General features: G+C 43.1%; 18 protein-coding genes and 1 pseudogene. 1 reads left to right on the top strand and 18 read right to left on the bottom strand.

The genetic code is table 11. The annotated features are described in order from the left end of the window. Positions 1-136: 136 nt before the first annotated feature. The 3 genes and pseudogenes from HMPREF0083_RS08970 to HMPREF0083_RS08960 form a co-directional block, all read right to left on the bottom strand. On the bottom strand, positions 137-343 hold the full coding sequence (locus tag HMPREF0083_RS08970) for a hypothetical protein (protein WP_021620928.1): 207 nt from the start codon (positions 341-343) through the stop codon (positions 137-139). Positions 344-381: 38 nt separating this feature from the next. Continuing rightward, a pseudogene (locus HMPREF0083_RS08965) lies at positions 382-570 on the bottom strand (LexA family protein); the annotation flags it as partial. Positions 571-1,040: 470 nt separating this feature from the next. Next, a complete protein-coding gene (locus HMPREF0083_RS08960) occupies positions 1,041-1,265 on the bottom strand; it encodes a hypothetical protein (RefSeq protein WP_021620926.1) in 225 nt (74 codons plus the stop codon). A 515-nt stretch (positions 1,266-1,780) separates the two neighbouring features. Here HMPREF0083_RS08960 and HMPREF0083_RS27090 point away from each other — a divergent pair. Beyond that, the gene (locus HMPREF0083_RS27090; protein WP_021620924.1) at positions 1,781-1,930 is read left to right on the top strand and encodes a transposase; all 150 of its coding nucleotides are present in this window, start codon (positions 1,781-1,783) and stop codon (positions 1,928-1,930) included. 97 nt (positions 1,931-2,027) lie between these two features. Here the strand turns inward: HMPREF0083_RS27090 and HMPREF0083_RS08955 are convergent, their stop codons facing one another. From HMPREF0083_RS08955 to HMPREF0083_RS08885, 15 genes are all read right to left on the bottom strand, one after another. Beyond that, on the bottom strand, positions 2,028-2,216 hold the full coding sequence (locus HMPREF0083_RS08955; protein ID WP_021620923.1) for an IS3 family transposase: 189 nt from the start codon (positions 2,214-2,216) through the stop codon (positions 2,028-2,030). 99 nt (positions 2,217-2,315) lie between these two features. Continuing rightward, positions 2,316-2,738, bottom strand: a complete 423-nt coding sequence (locus HMPREF0083_RS08950) for a Fur family transcriptional regulator (protein WP_021620922.1) — start codon at positions 2,736-2,738, stop codon at positions 2,316-2,318. Positions 2,739-2,754: 16 nt separating this feature from the next. After that, entirely contained in the window at positions 2,755-3,594 is an 840-nt protein-coding gene (locus tag HMPREF0083_RS08945; protein WP_021620921.1) for a metal ABC transporter permease, read from the bottom strand. A gap of 18 nt (positions 3,595-3,612) precedes the next feature. Then, on the bottom strand, positions 3,613-4,368 hold the full coding sequence (locus HMPREF0083_RS08940; protein ID WP_021620920.1) for a metal ABC transporter ATP-binding protein: 756 nt from the start codon (positions 4,366-4,368) through the stop codon (positions 3,613-3,615). Further along, on the bottom strand, positions 4,365-5,360 hold the full coding sequence (locus tag HMPREF0083_RS08935; RefSeq protein ID WP_021620919.1) for a metal ABC transporter solute-binding protein, Zn/Mn family: 996 nt from the start codon (positions 5,358-5,360) through the stop codon (positions 4,365-4,367). The genes HMPREF0083_RS08940 and HMPREF0083_RS08935 overlap by 4 nt, the downstream gene beginning before the upstream one ends. A 126-nt stretch (positions 5,361-5,486) precedes the next feature. Continuing rightward, positions 5,487-6,299 (bottom strand): DUF4247 domain-containing protein, encoded by an 813-nt coding sequence (locus HMPREF0083_RS08930; protein WP_021620918.1) that lies wholly within the window; start codon positions 6,297-6,299, stop codon positions 5,487-5,489. Between the two features lie 11 nt (positions 6,300-6,310). Beyond that, positions 6,311-6,817 (bottom strand): DUF4178 domain-containing protein, encoded by a 507-nt coding sequence (locus HMPREF0083_RS08925; protein WP_040302160.1) that lies wholly within the window; start codon positions 6,815-6,817, stop codon positions 6,311-6,313. Between the two features lie 24 nt (positions 6,818-6,841). Further along, the gene (locus HMPREF0083_RS08920) at positions 6,842-7,246 is read right to left on the bottom strand and encodes a DUF350 domain-containing protein (RefSeq protein WP_040302158.1); all 405 of its coding nucleotides are present in this window, start codon (positions 7,244-7,246) and stop codon (positions 6,842-6,844) included. A 274-nt stretch (positions 7,247-7,520) separates the two neighbouring features. Then, positions 7,521-8,189: a PspA/IM30 family protein gene (locus HMPREF0083_RS08915; protein ID WP_040302156.1), complete on the bottom strand. Its 669-nt coding sequence runs from the start codon at positions 8,187-8,189 to the stop codon at positions 7,521-7,523. Positions 8,190-8,329: 140 nt separating this feature from the next. Beyond that, complete coding sequence (locus HMPREF0083_RS08910; RefSeq protein WP_051354593.1) at positions 8,330-9,844, bottom strand: HAMP domain-containing sensor histidine kinase; 1,515 nt, start codon at positions 9,842-9,844, stop codon at positions 8,330-8,332. Then, complete coding sequence (locus tag HMPREF0083_RS08905; protein ID WP_021620913.1) at positions 9,829-10,515, bottom strand: response regulator transcription factor; 687 nt, start codon at positions 10,513-10,515, stop codon at positions 9,829-9,831. Before HMPREF0083_RS08905 ends, HMPREF0083_RS08910 begins: the two co-directional genes overlap by 16 nt. Before the next feature lie 26 nt (positions 10,516-10,541). Beyond that, positions 10,542-11,315 carry a hypothetical protein gene (locus HMPREF0083_RS08900; RefSeq protein WP_021620912.1) on the bottom strand — a complete coding sequence of 258 codons (774 nt, stop codon included), beginning with the start codon at positions 11,313-11,315 and terminating at the stop codon, positions 10,542-10,544. Between the two features lie 12 nt (positions 11,316-11,327). Continuing rightward, complete coding sequence (locus HMPREF0083_RS08895; RefSeq protein WP_021620911.1) at positions 11,328-12,155, bottom strand: ABC transporter permease; 828 nt, start codon at positions 12,153-12,155, stop codon at positions 11,328-11,330. Continuing rightward, positions 12,152-12,877, bottom strand: coding sequence for an ABC transporter ATP-binding protein (locus tag HMPREF0083_RS08890; protein ID WP_021620910.1), 726 nt, complete (start codon positions 12,875-12,877; stop codon positions 12,152-12,154). The genes HMPREF0083_RS08895 and HMPREF0083_RS08890 overlap by 4 nt, the downstream gene beginning before the upstream one ends. Positions 12,878-13,042: 165 nt before the next feature. After that, positions 13,043-13,531 (bottom strand): hypothetical protein, encoded by a 489-nt coding sequence (locus tag HMPREF0083_RS08885; protein ID WP_040302154.1) that lies wholly within the window; start codon positions 13,529-13,531, stop codon positions 13,043-13,045. Positions 13,532-13,576 lie beyond the last annotated feature (45 nt).

Genomic DNA, 13,576 nt, shown 5'->3' with positions numbered 1-13,576 from the left:
GATTCGGTAGAATCTAAGTGGTGGGTAGTTGACAGGAGTTCTTTCTATCATCGTTTCTATTGATTAACGCAGATTACTTCTGTGCATGGTCAAAAATGTGGCCAAACACAAAACCGGCCTAGTCACCGGGCCTTTTTCAGCTCACCCGCTTTTCATTCACTGGTCGCATTGCCAGTACGTTCTCAACAAAGAAATATCGTGTCGCTCTCCGCATGAAGCAGTACGCCCGAATCCTTCCATCCTTTACTGACAGTAACCGTATCTTCCGTTGACTCAGTTCTCCGTCCCGATTCAAATAAATAACCTCAACAGTACGGCCTAGATAAGTAAATAAATTCATCATACATTTTCCTCTTCACTATGCAAAATAGTAAGTGCCTATGGCTTGCTTGGACTACGCATAATTAATTCTTTATTTTCCAAACGTGCTAAGTAACTGTATACTGTAGAACTAGAAGCCAAACTAACTGCCTCTCCACTTTCCCGGAGCGTTGGAGGGGAATCTTTTTCTTTGACTTCTTTCTTGATAAAATCAAAAATTGCCTGTTGTCTTTTTGGAAGCTGATTCATCCCTTTTATCCTCCTCCAACAAGAACGTATATTCTTATTTTAGATTATACAAGAACATTAGTTCTTATTCTATATGTCGATTAAAAAATTTTTTTAGCATTATGTAATTACTTCGAAATTAGGCAAGAATGGATGAAAACTGGATGAAAGTGCCCTTTTTAACCTGTAGAAAATAAAAAATCCCCTGCTCATTCCATGTTGGGAACGAACAAGGGATCATACCTTACAACCTACATACATCAAATCACCTCTCTATTTATTTGGCTGTTTATATTTGCGAAAAGTCGAGGGATATGACCGATATTACTTTTCGATCTTAGCATTAATACATAAGCCGCCCCGTCTTTTTTCTAATATCCTATAAGTTTTTCCAAATTTTTTCATAAGCTAATCGAGCAGCTTTATTTTCATTTTCAAACCACTTAACTACAGATTTAAATAACTTTAACATTTTACATTACCTCCACTCGTTATTTATTATTGACTTTTATTTGTTCTGCCCACGCCTGAGCAGCGTTTATTCTTGCCTCAAAGACATTACTATGTTTTTTCTCTGTTGATTTTTCTATTGATGGTGTCACCATAATATCTGCCACTTTAGGCGCTAATGCGATTACACTCCATAAAATAGAAATACAGAGTAATGCCTGTAGGATACCTTTCGTTTCTGGTTTCCTAACTTGAACTGCATTCATTTTTGTATTACCTCCGTATATGTACTATACCTTTATTATCGCTTTTCTAATGCCTTTCTACAAAGTCGATATACCTTCATGAAAGCGACAATCATTGATAATGAAAGGGAATGAAAACGAATGTCATAACGTTTAATCTCATGATTTCGCCGTTTTCCTCCTTGTTGCTCATTTGTTTCTTTTCAAAATAACTAGATGTGCTTGGGCAGGCCGGGAAAAGTTCATAAAAAAGGGCACTCCCCCCTAATAGGCAGAATAATATACTCAAAAGAAAATTCAATGCTTATAATCAACACCCTTGGCGCCACAAAGCGGCCGTGTACCTTCTTTCTTCCACCTTATAGATAATCAATAAGTGTGATATAAAACTTTATCCTTCACCAAAAATATGAAGTTCAATCATGATAAAGGCAGAAAAAATTAGCAAATTTTATGAATGAATTATATACAAATTATTCAATTTTATGTTATTAATTTAAATACATACTTATAATATGAAAATCTAAGGAGATGCCATGAGAAGACACTACACCTCCGAATTTAAACAAAACGTGATCAAAGATGCTTTAAAAACAGGAGTGTTCGCTAAAGTAGCAAGGAAGTACGCATTAAATGCCGCTACTGTTTCTCGTTGGGTGCGTGAATATAAACAAAGAGAAGCATAACTCCAGCGTATACGGCTAACCTTATGATTTATCTTTAACATGTAACAAAAGGGCCGCTCCCTTTGAAGTGGCCCCATAAAGTTAGACAGGTTATTCGTTAGACGGCTTGTTGGGTATGGGCTCCGCATTGTACCAGGCTCATACCTTCTAATTTCGCCTTGATTCGTCTGTAATTATAGTATTCGGTATATTTTGTTCGTTCCTGCTTAAAATGTTTTACACTTTCAAATTTTGCGTAATTCCAGCTTGGATGATTACGCAGATAAAAAAAGGCGATGCAGAGCATCAAACAATCACTTTAGCTCATTAAAGGTGGTCAAAATGTGGTCAAAACCCTCTATGTAATTAGACACAAAAAGAAAAACCCCTTATATATCAAGGGGTCTTAGGGATGCATTTCCTCACATTGTGAGCAGTAGCCGTAAATTTCAAATTTATGCCCTGTAATTGTAAACCCGTCAGGTTCGCCGAACATTCCGTCCAGTGGACAAGACTTAATATGGCGTGTTTTGCCGCAGGACAAGCAAATCAGGTGGTGATGATGATCTTCAGTGGAACAGCGGAACCGATATTTCCGCTCGCCTCCCAACTCCGTCACCTCAAGAATATCCAGGTCGGTAAACAACGTCAGGTTCCGGTACACTGTATCAAAACTCAACGCCGGATACTCCTTCTGCATATACTCTAACATATCACGGGCCGATAAATAACGCTTTTCCTTAGCAAAGATGCGAATCATCTCTTCTCGTTTGCCTGTATACTTATATCCGTGCTCCTTGAGCACCTGCAGAGCCTGCTCTGCGGTCATAACTTTCACCGCCTTTTTAGTTCAAAGAATTACGTAGCCGTTTGCCGGCCAGTACACATACGAGCAACAGAACGGCGACCAGTACAATCGTTCCGCCTGAAGCCAAATCGAACGTATATGCAATCATCAGTCCGCTCAATACGGATACCTCTCCAAAAATAATAGCATAAACAAATGTCTGTCGAAAGCTATTGGCTACTTGAAGCGCCGCAGCAACCGGCAGTGTAATCAATGCGGAGACCAGCAGAATACCCACTACTTGCATGGAGATACTAATAACGAGTGCCACCAGTACGCTGAATATAACATTAATCAAGTTACGCGGCACGCCAGAAATGCGTGCGCCTTCTTCATCAAACGATAAATACAGCAATTCTTTATAAAATATCCAAACAATCGCAATGACGATTAGACTCGCAATAATTACGCGCCATAAGTCTTCCTCCGTCACCGACAATAAACTGCCGAACAAATACCCGAATAAATCCACATTAAATCCGTTCGCAAGACTAATCAGCACTACACCAAGCCCGATACCCGCAGAGAGAATAATCGGAATGGCCAGCTCCTGGTAAAACTTATACGCCTGGCGCAGCCTATCTACCATAAATGCGCCGCCGACCGAGAATACCATACCCGTATAGACCGGACTAACGTTCTGAAAGAACGGAACAGACTGTGCCAGCAGAAGACCTGCCGCTACACCTGACAACGTAATATGCGACAGTGCGTCAGCAATTAATGACATCCGCCGCACCACCAGGAATACACCGATAAGCGGTGCCACGAAGCCGATAATCAGCCCGGAAAACAGCGCATGCTGCATAAATGTATAATTCATAACCGCTTCTATCATTGTCTGTTTAAATCCCTTCTAATGGTCATGATGCAAGACATGTACATCATGTCCGTATGACCCCAGCAAAATTTCGGGGCGCATCCGCTCAAACTCTTCCGCTCTTCCATGAAAATGAAGCTTACGATTCAGGCAAGCAATAGAATGCATCTTCGTACTAACTGCCCCCAAATCATGGGAGACCAACACAATCGAGATGCGCCGCTCTTCATTCAGTTGCTTCAGCAGCTCATAGAACTGGGCTTCTGATTGCGCATCCACGCCAACAGTCGGCTCATCAAGAATAAGGACATCCGGATCACTGACCAGTGCCCGGGCGATAAATACGCGCTGCTGCTGCCCTCCAGAAAGACGGCCAATATTCCGATTTTCGAATTCCCCCATGCCTACTATCGCAATCGCTTCCCGAACCCGCTCCTTTTCCCTTTTGCCAGGACGACGGAACAGGCCAATTTTTGATGTTAATCCCATCATTACAACCTCAAATACAGTAGCTGGAAAACCGGTATTGAAACTGTTCGCTTTTTGCGAGACGTAGCCGATGCGCGGCCAGTCGCCAAACTTGTTTAACGGCTTTCCAAACCAGGAAACATTCCCTTTCTGCATCGGCAACGCGCCGAGAATAATTTTAAGCAAAGTGGACTTGCCTGACCCGTTAGGTCCGACAAGCCCCAGCATCTCGCCCTGATGCAACTGCAAGGAGACATCCTCAAGCACATGTTTGTTCCCGTAGCGGTACGAAACATGCTGTACGTCTAAAATGATGTCGTTCACTGTACTTCCAACACCTTCTTCAATGTAGTAAGGTTCTCTTTCATTATATCGGTATATGTTTTACCGGCGTTGAATTGTTCTTTCGTCAAGTTCTCCAGCGTATACAGTGTCACGGCTTCCGCCCCCGCTTCCCGCTGAACTGTTTTGGCAACCTTGTTCTCCACCAGTTCTTCAAACGCTACATATTTAATATTATGCTCTTTAAGCGTATCGATCAAATGTTTTAGTTGCTGCTGCTTCGGTTCTTCCGAAGGGGTCAGTCCGGATACAGACAATTGTTCCAATCCGTAGTGCTCCGCCATGTACGTGAACGCCTTATGGGAGACAACGAATTCTTTCTTTTTTGCTTTCGCTATCGCATCTTTATATTCCTTGTCAAGTGCATCCAACTGCTGGGCCAGCTTATTATAGTTCGCTTCATATTCGGCTTTGTGTGCCGGATCGACATCAGTCAGCCCTTTTTGAATGTTCGCTGCCTGTTGCTTAGCAAGCTGAGGATTCAACCAAACATGCGGATCATATTTGCCATGGCTATGCCCTTCATGTTCTTCGTGTGCTTCGCCGTTCTTATGAGCATGTTCCTCCTCATGCTTATCGGATTCCACTAGCTGTAACCCCCGGCTTGCATCCACTACTTTTGTTTTTTGAACATCCAGATTTTTTGTCATGTTGTCAATCCATGCCTCGTATCCGGCTCCATTATAAATAAACAGCCTAGCTTCATTCACTTTTCCGATATCTTTAGCGGACGGTTCATAATCGTGTGCTTCAGCACCTGGCGGCAGAAGATTGCTGACCTTTACATGTTCCCCTCCAATCGTGCGCACAAAATCATACAATGGAAACAGTGTCGTATACACTTTGATTTTCTGGCTGCCATCTGTAATCTGCTTTTGGTCTATTGTCTCCTTCTGTCCGCAGCCAGCTAAAAAAATAGAAAATACGATACTTATTGTAAGCAATCCATATAAAATTTTATAATATCCTTTCACGCTCTTTTTCCCTCCCTCACAAATAATATCGTTTCCGATTTATCGAAAATTAGTATAACGGAATGATACCGATTTGTAAACAAAAAAAGAGCTGCCGGAAAAAGGCAACCCTTCTACTACGTTTTTCTATCTTCTTTTAAAAATCTTTCCTGACCCTCCCACCTTTACCTTCGGAGGAGAATTGTTCTTAGGACGCGAAAATATCGAATCCTTCGGTTTCACTTTAGTTCTCTGCTTATCATACGACGATCCGTCGTCAGAGGAACGAATAATCTTTCCCCTTTTTTCATTTGATGCAGATGTGTCTGTATCACTTTTCTTGATAATACTGCCACCAGAGCCGACTGATGATCTCTTACTATCCGAGGAAGACGAAGAGCTATCACCACGCTTAATAATGGACCCTGTTCCTTCAGTCGTAATAGGCGGAAGATTTTTCTTCTCCTTAGCGGTAGGCGTGTGATATTCCGTTTTTGGCTTATAAATATCCTTATCCGCGTAGCCACGATATGAACCACCGGATCGTTTATGTGAATCAAACAAGTCATTCAATATACTGGCAAGAATATATCCTTCTAAAAATGACGGATTATAATTTTGCCGGACAAACTCCAGATTGCTTACTTCGATTAACGTATCTTCCGGCTTCTTCGGATCTTTTTGCAGATTATACCACTCATCTGAATAGACGAGGAACATCTGATCGTTATCTTCTTTGGAGATTTCCTTAGGCTTTTTCTGTTCACTAAGCTCTTTTGCGACCTGGGGAACGGTTTTATTTTCAGCGCAATACACACGTGATTGCTGCTTGCCATCCTGTGTTACGGACTCCAGCGGATAAGATGAGCCCATTGCCTGACTCGTACATCCGGCTAAAGTCGAAGCGACCAACACAACCGCCAGGGTCGTCTTGATTATTGTAAACAGCCGTTTTACCATCGTTTTCCCCCCTATGTTGCCCGCATGACCTGTACATCGGCAGGGATAACCGATTCTCCTTCATACATCATCATGCGGCCATCTTGCCATTCGATTCTCAATAGCTTGCGGTCATCCGATTGAAAATCCCAGACGTATTGTTCACCTGCCATTGAGAAGGGAGTATTACCTATCGTGAGTACCTGTCCCGAATATTGTTCCTCCAGATGATATACCACATCCTCCATTTCAATGGTAGTGGGAATTTCATCAAAAGAATCAAGACGGCCATCAATCGCCGTATACAATTCATGCTGAACCTGTTCTCGCTTCTCGATTTTCAGGTAGGCGAGATCATTTCCGTCCTGCAATGTCAAAAAGACGGCCCTGCGTTGCGGATAATATGTTCTTCCAATTACCTGATAAGTTACAAGCGATACATCAACAATATCTCCCGGCTCCAAATCCAGGACACTCTTCTCCGGTGCAGGAGCCTCGGGTTTTTTTATAATATTCTTAATGCGTTTATATAAACTCACAGACATACTCCTTTCTCATCATCATTACAAGCAGGCCGCCAGTATGAGAGCACCTACGATATGCAGGGAGCCCGCTAACAAGGCATAGGCGACTTTCCCCTCTTTGGCTCCCTGGTCCAAATCAAGCTGGACTGTTTTCTTCAGCAGCCATTCTACAAGCAGCTCAAGTACAAACAGAATAAAGAAAGAGACGACAGAAGCCAATAATGCCTGCCATAAATCGTTAGCCTTGGAAATGGATTGAGATAAAATATAGCCCTGGGCAAATAATTTCATAATAAAACGGGTCGTTACTGCTACATTTCCATTTCTCATCTCTGTCAAATCTTTATATTTTGTAAAAAGGGAGTCGATCCACATCAGTAAAAAAAGCAGTACGGCACCAGCCGCGGTCCATACAAGCATAGCGATTACATTCATCAACGTCACTGCTTTCTCTCCTTACCTTACAATGTATTTATTCCGGTCCACCGGACGGAAAGGCCCTACTTCAAGTACGCTGCGCGGGAAATAACTGCCCCTGAGACCCTGATAAGTAAACCTAACCAGCAACGGAGAATGAAGAAATCCTCCACTGATAAAAATTTTACTTTATAAGAAGACGAAGTACACCCCTGCCTGAACATAAGTCGGAGTGTACTTCAAATACTAACCATCAGCGGGAAGATGAAGAATCTCCCTGCTGATTGATGGAAGTTTTACTTTACTGTTTTTGATGTTTCTTCATTAACGCTGCCAGTTCATCTTCAACGTCCTGATCTTTATCTAAGGCCGCGAATTCATCGTCAAGCGACTTTTCCTTGGCTGAAAGCTCATTGGAAGCTTCTGCTCTTGATTCCATCTCCAGCACTTTCTCTTCCATCCGCTTCAGACCCGCTTTAGCTGTATCGGTACCGAATCCGGCCATCGCTTTATTGATTTGCGTCTGTGCTTTTGCTGCATTAGCACGGGCAACTAGCGTTTCCCGTTTGTTTTTCATTTCATTTACTTGCTTCTGCATTTCTGAAAGTTTGCTGCGAAGCTGTTCGGCAGCGGCTTTATTCTGCTCATACGCTGTCTTGTATTCTTCGGCTTTTTGATCTGCTACCTTCTTGTCTTCCAATGCACGGCGGGCCAGATCAATTTTATCTGCCTGTACCGCCTTTTCTGCTTGTTCTGTACGCTTTTGTACAAGCGCAGCCTGCTCTTCATACAGGATTTTAAACTTCTTCTCAATGGCAATTTGAGCTGCAACCGCTTTTTCCGCCTCTTCCACATCTGTTACCATATCACGAATATATTGATCCAGTAACTTTACAGGATCCTCAGCTTTCTCAACCAGGGCATAAATATTGGATAAAGTAAGATCTCGTAGTCGCTTGAACAATGACATTTGTACTTCCTCCTTGAATAAAGCTAATTTTTTTCTAGCTACCATTATATACGGAAAACTGTGATAAGAAGTTTCTTTAACAAAACAAATTATTTGTTCCCGTCTAACGGGCAGCAGGATGTTCCAGAGGGTAACTGTCCCTAAGAATCTGATACGTATAGCAAACCATCAGCGGAATCACAAAGCTTACTGCTTTGTATCCAAAATCGAACGGATGCACCGCCCTCCGGGTTATTCCCCACAGTAATGTCTCCACCATGCTTTTGAATTAATGTATGGCACGTATACAAGCCAAGCCCAGCATGTCCTTTTTCTACAGAACGGGAAGAGTCACCTTTATAAAATTTATTGAATACCATTCGCATATCCTGCGACGTAAATCCGGGTCCTGAGTCTGTGATTTCAAAATCGACTCTTTCCTCGCTAATTCTTACTTTCCATTGAATTTTACCGTATTCGGGAGTAAAACGAATGCTGTTAGCCATTATATTATCCAACACCTGTCCAAGCCTGTGAGTGTCAAGGCACATTTTCTTCGAAGAAGGCCGCACATCTTCACATGTGTAAGACAGAACAATTTCTTTCCGACTGCACAAAAGGGCGTACTCCTCCGTTTTCTGTTTGATGAAAGATACAATATCAACCCATTCAGGCAATAAGGAAAAATCAGGATGTTCAATTTCTGAAAGACCTGTCATTTCCTCCAGCAATCGGATAGAGCGTCCAGTATTTTGTAGAATCGTATCTACATATTTGTGTAATCGTTCCAAACGAACCGTTTCACTGTCACGCAGGTTTTCAGCATGTCCCTGAATAATGGTTAGCGGTGTCCGTAAATCATGTGCAATAGCGGCAACCATCTCTCTGCGGACCTGTTCTGAACGCCACTCCCGCTCCAGGGAGTCATACAAGGCTTTCCGCATCTCTTCAAAAGCATCTCCCAGTTCCTTTAATTCCTTAGCTCCTTTTATCTCTTCCATTTCAAAGTCAAGATCCCGCCGTTTAATACGATGCGCTCCTTCGATAAGCTTGGCTATCGGCGGTTTGATTTTACGGCTGAACACTTGGCCGAAGAAGAACGTAAATATTGTCAAATAAATTAATGGCATCGCCATATTCACAACAATAAATAAGGCCATAAACAACTGCTTATCGGGATTGGAAGCCAGTAAATTCAGCTCGTATCGCAAAAGAATGGCTCCCTGCACTTCTTGCTCCCGGTTTATGATAGGAACGTACTGAATAAACTTTCCGCTTTTCCCACTTGTAGTATTTATCCTGCGAAGCAATTCCTCCCGGTTATTTACGATTCGCTCCGTACTCGTACCGTATCGTACATCACCAGATTTTCCTATCACTTGATAATCGATTCCTTCCACAGGGATGACTTTCTCCAGGGCTGGTCGGGCAGCCGGGTTAAGCAACGCTTCATTATTCTTACGCACATACGATAAAATCGCTGGAATCTGCTGCTCATAATAATTGGCCGGTGCCGGAAATCCCCCAGGAGCCTTAGATATATATAATATGCTGAGACCCCAGGTCAAAAGCGTAGCACCGATCGTACAGACAAGAATCAGGATAGATGTATACATAAACTGATGGCGCAGAGAAAGTCTATCAAACCAGCGAGACGTGTTTATACTCTTACCCATTTGTATCCAATTCCCCATACTGTAGCGATGGGATTGCATTTAGAGTTGTAGCTTACCAGCTTTGCCCGAATATTCTTCACATGCTCAGTAACAGTTTGTGAATTCCCCTCCGCATCATATCCCCATACCTTCTCATAAATTTGTTCACGTGAGAACACACGGTCCGGATGGAGGGCAAGTAGTTGAACAATCTCAAACTCACGAACGGTAACAGGAACAGATTGTCCACGATACAATAGCCGGTAACTGTTCAAATCAACGGAGATGTCTCCATAATGCAGCACAACCAGTGATGCTTTTGCTCCGGCTCTTTGTTCGCGACGCAAATGGGCGGCCAGACGCGCCTTCAATTCGCGCATGCTAAACGGCTTAACGATGTAGTCGTCTCCGCCAACAGCCAACCCTTGAATACGATCCGACTCTGCATAACGGGCACTCAGGAAAATAATCGGACAGCTCACCATCTCTCGTACTGCGCGACATACCTCAAAACCATCGGGTCCCGGCATCATAATATCTAGAATGATGAGTTCAGGCTTATGTACAAGCTGCTTAAACACTTCATTGCCGTTATTAGCAACAAGCACCTCGTACCCCTCATCCTCCAGGGCATCTTGAATAAATTCAACAATTGATGCTTCATCATCAGCAAGCAAAATCTTCCCTTTCAACTACGATGCCTCCTTCTACCTTTCAATTAATTCATCCAATCCCTACGTCGCCATATCCAAAGCGTCATTACATATCCCATGATAGCACACACCAGAGCTATCCAATACATCTCCGATCCTTTAACCCCACCGATCAGTTGAAAAATGGAGTCGGATGGGCCAAGAAAAAAAAGGAAATGGGATGATACATACAAACTTCCGATTAAAAGCCCGACAATTGCCGAATAGGAAAGAATCGGATGAGGCAGTACCGTACTAACAAAGCACCCCACTCCTAGTACAGCAAGCAGCACAATATAAGCAATACTATAAAAACGAACGCTAAAAATAAAGGCACCGACCGCGGTGTACGTATCTGTATTCAAAAATGCGACGGTCTCGGCATAGGGCATGGCCAGCTTCGCAAATAACGTACCGACTATAAGCATCGAGAGTACTATACCCAGAAGAAGCAGAGCCAGAACAAGCCATTTCGCCATAACGAGACGGGTATATGCGATCGGACGAAGAAGTACCATGCGCAAAGCGCCTGAAGTATTCTCTGCGTTAAAGCTATCTACAACAAGCATAGGAATAAGCACAAGATGTAAGTACAGCGCCAGCTCCCTTAGCAAAAAAGGCGCAGTATTCAATGAATTAAGATGAACAACATGGTTTGGATCATAGAAGCTCCTCCGTCCAGTCATCCCCCATAGAAAGTAGCACTCAAACAACAGTAGAAATACGAACACAAGCAACGTATATTTCGTTTTTTTTCGTCCCCACATGCGTTCCCATTCGCTCTTCATTAATGCCAGCATGACTTACTCCCCCTATATCCAGCGATCTTTTCGAGTAAATAAAACATACGCCGCTCCACCAAAAACAAATAAATAAAAGCAAAGCACTCCCACAATCCAGCCGACGTATCTTGGTTGCTCAGCAAGCATAAAAACAATGCCTTGCCATTGAATCATCGGTATCGAACTAAAAAAAATCTTCATATATACCTCATTGCCAAACAGCGGCTGAAAATAACTACAAACATAAGGATACATGAGAGAAAACAAATAAAAACCTAGACCCACACCAATCGTCGTAGTAGTCGTATGACCCGCCACAGAAATAAGCAGCATAACACAAACAAAGGCAAGCAAGCTTAGAAAACCTAGACCGTAAAAAGCCAGATTGTAAACAAGACCGCCCCACATATCTACCATTTCACTCCGATAAAACAACGGGAATCTCTCTGCATGCGGAAACATAAAAAATCCGGCTACATAGCTACATACAAAGTAAAAGCACGTAAACAAAAACAACAATCCTGTAAGTACCGCTCCCTTGGCCCAAAATAGCTTACTAAACGTATAGGCACGCAGCATTACCATGCGCAGCTGACCGCTGCGGTATTCGTCAGTAACGATTAATGCAGCAAGAATAATAACCATAAAATTAAATACCGTCATAAGCATTTCCTCAAAGCTAAGTATGCTGAAATTGCCGAACACACTGTATTGAGGAAGCGCAGAGCTTGTTTGTTCATTAGCCTTCTGAAAATAGCTGCCTGCCGCATATACGATAAGCGGAATGGCAGCAAACATTAACCATGTACTCTTCCGTTTCCAGAGCCGTTGCCATTCACTAATAAACAGTCGCATCATCGTACCATCATCTCTACAAACGCATCCTCCAAATTCCCGCCTTCTCCGGCAAGCTCCTGCGTCTGCCCTTTCCAGATAAGTTCTCCTTCCTTGAGAAGCACGAGGTGATCACACATTTTCTGAATTTCATCAAGTAAATGACTGGAGATAAGAAACGTAATTCCGTGTCGTTTGTGCAATTCCATGACAAGCTCACGCAATTCGCGCATCCCCATTGGATCAAGTCCATTCGCCGGTTCATCAAGTATAATAAAATCCGGCTTTCCGAGCAGCGCCTGCGCAATGCCTAAACGCTGCTTCATGCCGAGCGAATAAGTACCAACACGATCGTCCGCTCTAGAAGTAAGCCCGACAATGTGTAATGTCTCCTCTACCTGTTCAATTTGTTCTTTCTTGCTTAAATTTGGCTGCAGCCTTACCAAATTGCGCAGATTTCCCCTGCCTGTCAAATACGGAAAAAACACAGGGGATTCCACAATGGCACCCAGTTTCACCAGGGCATTTTGTCGCTCCTTTTGCATATGCATGCCAGAGACAAAAATATCTCCGGAAGTCGGTGCAATGAGGCCGGTCAGCATACGAATCAACGTCGTTTTACCAGCCCCGTTCGGACCGAGCAGCCCGCATATATCCCCCTTCTGAATGTCAAAGCTGACGTCCTTTACAAGCGTTCTGCTTCGTACCTTTTTCGTTATCTGCTGCACCTGTAAGATAGGCTGCATGATATCCCCTCCCTATAAGTAATAATAAAGGGAAAATCTCAAGAATTTATAAAGTGCCAAGGGTATTGATTATCCATAGATGGATAGAAAAGAATGATGCGTACGGCATACACCATCACAAAAAAGCGCCAGCCCGATGTTAGGCTGGCGTTCACTTCGAATGTTTCACTGCGCTTGTACCACAACGTCCTCTTTCTTCGCTTCTCCCTGATACACCCACTGAATCTCTACCCGGGCCAATTTCACCTCGGCCTTTACTTTATCTTTCGTAGCTTTAACATCCACTGAACCGCCTGCCCCAAACTCGCGCTCCCCAAGCACGCTGTGCTCAAGCATCTCTCTGTTGGCAATGGTGACAGCGCGCTGTCCGTACCTCTCATTTTCAAAGATAGTTGTAATCGTTGCAGAAGAGATATTCATTTCGTGCTTCGGCTTTATTTCTGTTTTGCTGACAAACACTCCATCGTGCACCCCTATTGCGACGGTTGCTCTCCAGCTTTTTGATTCTCCATACAAGGCAGCAACCATTTCGTGTTCTTTACTCCCTTTGTTAATTTCAGTATTATTATCTGTTGTTTTTTCTGCAACGCAACCAGTCAGTACAATAATGCTTAGAAAGAAGAGAACCGACATGCTTTTGATTGAAAATCTCATTACATCCTCCAGATCATTCCTTTATAAGAAATAGTAACAAAAAAG

Origin of the sequence: Aneurinibacillus aneurinilyticus ATCC 12856 (genome assembly GCF_000466385.1) — a bacterium.
In the GTDB taxonomy this organism is placed as follows: Bacteria; Bacillota; Bacilli; order Aneurinibacillales; family Aneurinibacillaceae; genus Aneurinibacillus; species Aneurinibacillus aneurinilyticus.
This window is presented reverse-complemented; position numbering and strand designations above follow the sequence as displayed.

What these genes read in the sequence shown, in the direction of transcription:
- HMPREF0083_RS08970 (WP_021620928.1), bottom strand. Translation starts at nt 343, where the DNA reads ATGATGAATTTATTTACTTATCTAGGCCGTACTGTTGAGGTTATTTAT.
- HMPREF0083_RS08960 (WP_021620926.1), bottom strand. Translation starts at nt 1,265, where the DNA reads ATGAATGCAGTTCAAGTTAGGAAACCAGAAACGAAAGGTATCCTACAG.
- HMPREF0083_RS27090 (WP_021620924.1), top strand. Translation starts at nt 1,781, where the DNA reads ATGAGAAGACACTACACCTCCGAATTTAAACAAAACGTGATCAAAGAT.
- HMPREF0083_RS08955 (WP_021620923.1), bottom strand. Translation starts at nt 2,216, where the DNA reads ATGCTCTGCATCGCCTTTTTTTATCTGCGTAATCATCCAAGCTGGAAT.
- HMPREF0083_RS08950 (WP_021620922.1), bottom strand. Translation starts at nt 2,738, where the DNA reads ATGACCGCAGAGCAGGCTCTGCAGGTGCTCAAGGAGCACGGATATAAG.
- HMPREF0083_RS08945 (WP_021620921.1), bottom strand. Translation starts at nt 3,594, where the DNA reads ATGATAGAAGCGGTTATGAATTATACATTTATGCAGCATGCGCTGTTT.
- HMPREF0083_RS08930 (WP_021620918.1), bottom strand. Translation starts at nt 6,299, where the DNA reads ATGGTAAAACGGCTGTTTACAATAATCAAGACGACCCTGGCGGTTGTG.
- HMPREF0083_RS08915 (WP_040302156.1), bottom strand. Translation starts at nt 8,189, where the DNA reads ATGTCATTGTTCAAGCGACTACGAGATCTTACTTTATCCAATATTTAT.
- HMPREF0083_RS08910 (WP_051354593.1), bottom strand. Translation starts at nt 9,844, where the DNA reads ATGGGTAAGAGTATAAACACGTCTCGCTGGTTTGATAGACTTTCTCTG.
- HMPREF0083_RS08900 (WP_021620912.1), bottom strand. Translation starts at nt 11,315, where the DNA reads ATGCTGGCATTAATGAAGAGCGAATGGGAACGCATGTGGGGACGAAAA.
- HMPREF0083_RS08895 (WP_021620911.1), bottom strand. Translation starts at nt 12,155, where the DNA reads ATGATGCGACTGTTTATTAGTGAATGGCAACGGCTCTGGAAACGGAAG.
- HMPREF0083_RS08890 (WP_021620910.1), bottom strand. Translation starts at nt 12,877, where the DNA reads ATGCAGCCTATCTTACAGGTGCAGCAGATAACGAAAAAGGTACGAAGC.
- HMPREF0083_RS08885 (WP_040302154.1), bottom strand. Translation starts at nt 13,531, where the DNA reads ATGAGATTTTCAATCAAAAGCATGTCGGTTCTCTTCTTTCTAAGCATT.